The organism is Streptomyces sp. SID12501 (genome assembly GCF_010550245.1).
Classification (GTDB): domain Bacteria; phylum Actinomycetota; class Actinomycetes; order Streptomycetales; family Streptomycetaceae; genus Streptomyces.
The window spans coordinates 1-3,184 of sequence record NZ_JAAGLU010000091.1; the positions used below are offsets into that span (position 1 = coordinate 1).

Annotated in this window: 2 protein-coding genes; both read left to right on the forward strand. The window is 71.6% G+C overall.

Translation table 11 applies throughout. The annotated features are described in order from the left end of the window. Nucleotides 1–2,077: type I polyketide synthase (locus tag G3I71_RS44490; protein WP_164324534.1), on the forward strand; the 2,077-nt coding region annotated here is incomplete at its 5' end. A 154-nt stretch (nt 2,078–2,231) separates the two neighbouring features. Beyond that, nucleotides 2,232–3,184, forward strand: a 953-nt coding sequence (locus G3I71_RS44495; RefSeq protein ID WP_203732991.1) for a beta-ketoacyl synthase N-terminal-like domain-containing protein, incomplete at its 3' end; no start/stop codon positions are given.

The window sequence follows — 3,184 nt, forward strand, 5'->3', positions numbered from 1 at the left end:
GCTGTTGCTGTCGTTGGGTGAGGCGTATGTGCATGGTGTGCCGGTCGACTGGGCGGAGTGGTTCGCGGGGGGCGGTGCCAGGCGTGTCGATCTGCCGACCTACGCCTTCCAACACCACCACTACTGGCCTGAGTCGACTGTGGCCGCGGGTAAAGCCGGCCGGGCCTCGGACACCTGGCGCTATCGCGTCGTCTGGCGGCGGAGCGCCCTTGCCGACAACCAGCCGTTGTCCGGACGCTGGTTGCTGATCTCTACCGCGGACGAGGTCGCCGAGGCCTTGCGGAACGCCGGGGCGGAGACCGTAGTCGCCGCAGGCGCCGTCCCCGGCGACTACGCGGGCGTGATCGCCGCTCCCGCCTCCCTCGACGAGGCGGTCGCTCTCCTGAAGGACCTGCACGCGGTCGACGTGAAGGCACCCCTGTGGTGGCTGACCCAGGGCGCCGCCGCTGTGACCCCCGACGACGCGGTACGCGCAGAAGCCGCACAGCTGTGGGGGCTCGGGCAGGTGATGGGCCTGGAGGAGCCGAACTGGTGGGGTGGGCTCGTGGATCTGCCCGCCAAATGGAGCGACGGCACGGGCGGGTCGCTCGCCACGGTTCTCGGGGCCGCGCCCGGTGGTGAGGACCAGGTCGCGGTGCGTGAGGCGGGTGTCTTCGTACGACGGCTGGTGCGAGCCGTGCCGACCGGGCGCGACCCGGTCCGTCCGTGGCAGCCACGCGGGACGGTCCTTGTGACGGGTGGTACGGGTGGTGTCGGTGCGCATGTCGCCCGGTGGCTGGCCGCCGAGGGGGCGCAGCATCTGGTGCTGGCCGGCCGGCGCGGCGCCACAGCTCCGGGCGCCGCTGAACTGGGCCGGGAACTGGAGGCACTGGGGGCGCGCGTGACGTTGGCGGCCTGTGACGTGGCAGACCCGGACGCGCTGGCCGCCGTACTGGCGGACATACCGCAGGAGACCCCGCTGACCGCGGTCGTCCACGCCGCCGGTGTCGCGACCTTCTCCGACGTCCTGTCCATCGAGCCGGAGGAACTGACGGGCGGCACCACGGCCAAGGTGGACGGCGCCCGTCACCTGGACGAGCTGACCTCCGGGCTCGACCTCGACGCGTTCGTGCTCTTCTCGTCAGGCGCCGCCGTCTGGGGCAGCGCCGGCAACGGCACGTACGCCGCCGCCAACGCGTTCCTCGACGCCTTGGCCCACCAGCGCCGCGCCCGCGGACTGCCCGCCACCTCGCTCGCCTGGGGCGGCTGGGCCGGCGGAGGCATGCTGGAGGGCTCCGAGGCCGTCGCGGGCCAGTTGGAGCGGATGGGAGTACGGCAGATGCAGCCCGAGCTGGCCATCGAGGTCATGCGGGACGCGGTCGGGCACGACGAGACCACGCTCGCCGTCACCGACATGGACTGGCAGCGGTTCGCGCCCGTCTACGCCCTGTCCCGGCGCCGCCCGCTGATCGAGGAGATCCCCGAGGCGGCCGCCGCCCTGCGCGACGGCAGTCAGGACCGGCCGGTGGACGGGGCAGAGGCCGACGAGACCGCCGCGCGGCTGCGGGACAGCCTCGGCCGGCTCACAGAGGTCGAACGACAGGACGCCCTGGTGGACCTTGTACGGGAGCACGCCGCCGCGGTTCTCGGGCACGCGACGCCGGACACCCTCACCCCGGACCGGCCGTTCAAGGATCTGGGGTTCGACTCGCTGACGGCGACCGAGTTGCGCAACCGCCTCAATGCCGCGACCGGTCTGCGGCTGCCCGCCACCCTGGTCTTCGACCATCCCACCCCCACCGCCCTCGCCACCCTCCTGCGCGGCGAACTGATGACCGATGCGTCCGACAGCGTCATGGACGCACTGCACGTCCAGCAGGAACTCGACCGGATGGAGAAAGCTCTGTTCCGGGCCGTCGCCGCACCCGACATGGACTCCGACACCCGCACCGACATCGCGCAACGACTGCGTGACCTCGCCACCTCGCTCAGTACGACGGAGGGCTCCGAAGCCGCTTCGGCAACACCGGAATCGCTGGACTCCGCCACCGACGACGAGATCTTCGACCTCATCGACCGCGACCTGGGCGTCTCCTGACCGGTAGTCCGGTCCCTCTGCTCCCGACGGCGTTGTCGGCTCTGCCGAACCCGTTCCCGGCCGTACCCATGCTCACGACCACACCCGTGTCCACGTTCACGTCCGCGCTCCGCTTCCGTCCAGGGCGCCCCACCACACCGAACTGGAGTCGACCATGACCGAGGACAAGCTCCGTACCTATCTGCGGCGGGTTACGGCGGAACTGCAACAGACCCGAGAGCGGCTCCGCGAGTCCCAGGACAAGCGCCGTGAACCGCTCGCGATCATCGGGATGGCGTGCCGGCTGCCCGGTGGCGCCGATTCGCCGGACCGGCTGTGGCGGCTCGTCGCGGACGGCGTGGACGCCGTCGGTGGACTGCCGACCGACCGGGGCTGGGACCTGGACGCCCTCTACGACCCCGACCCGGACAAGCCCGGCACGACGTACACCCAGGAAGGCGCGTTCGTCTACGAGGCCGGGGATTTCGACCCCGCGCTCTTCGGTATCTCGCCGCGCGAGGCGCTGGCGATGGATCCGCAGCAACGGCTGCTGCTGGAAACGTCCTGGGAGGCCGTGGAACGGGCCCGCATCGACCCGTTGTCGTTGCGCGGCAGCCGCACCGGCGTCTTCATCGGCGGTCTGCCGACCGGCTACGGGGCCATGCTCCTCGACTCCGCTGAGGACCAGGGATACGCGCTCACCGGCGGCACGGGCAGCGTCATGTCCGGCCGCGTCTCGTACGCCCTCGGGCTCCAGGGCCCGGCGGTCACCGTCGACACCGCGTGCTCGTCCTCTCTCGTCTCGCTGCACCTGGCCGCCCAGTCACTGCGACAGGGTGACTGTTCTCTGGCGCTGGCGGGCGGCGCGGGCATCCTCGCGACTCCGGCCGGGTTCGTCGTCTTCGCCCGGCAGCGCGGTCTGGCTGTGGACGGGCGGTGCAAGGCGTTCTCGGACGCTGCCGACGGCATCGGCTGGGGCGAAGGGGCCGCTGTCGTCCTGCTGGAGCGGTTGTCGGATGCTCGGCGTCTTGGGCGGCGGGTGTTGGCGGTGGTGCGTGGTTCGGCGGTGAATCAGGATGGTGCGTCGAATGGGTTGAGTGCGCCGAGTGGTCCGGCGCAGCAGCGGGT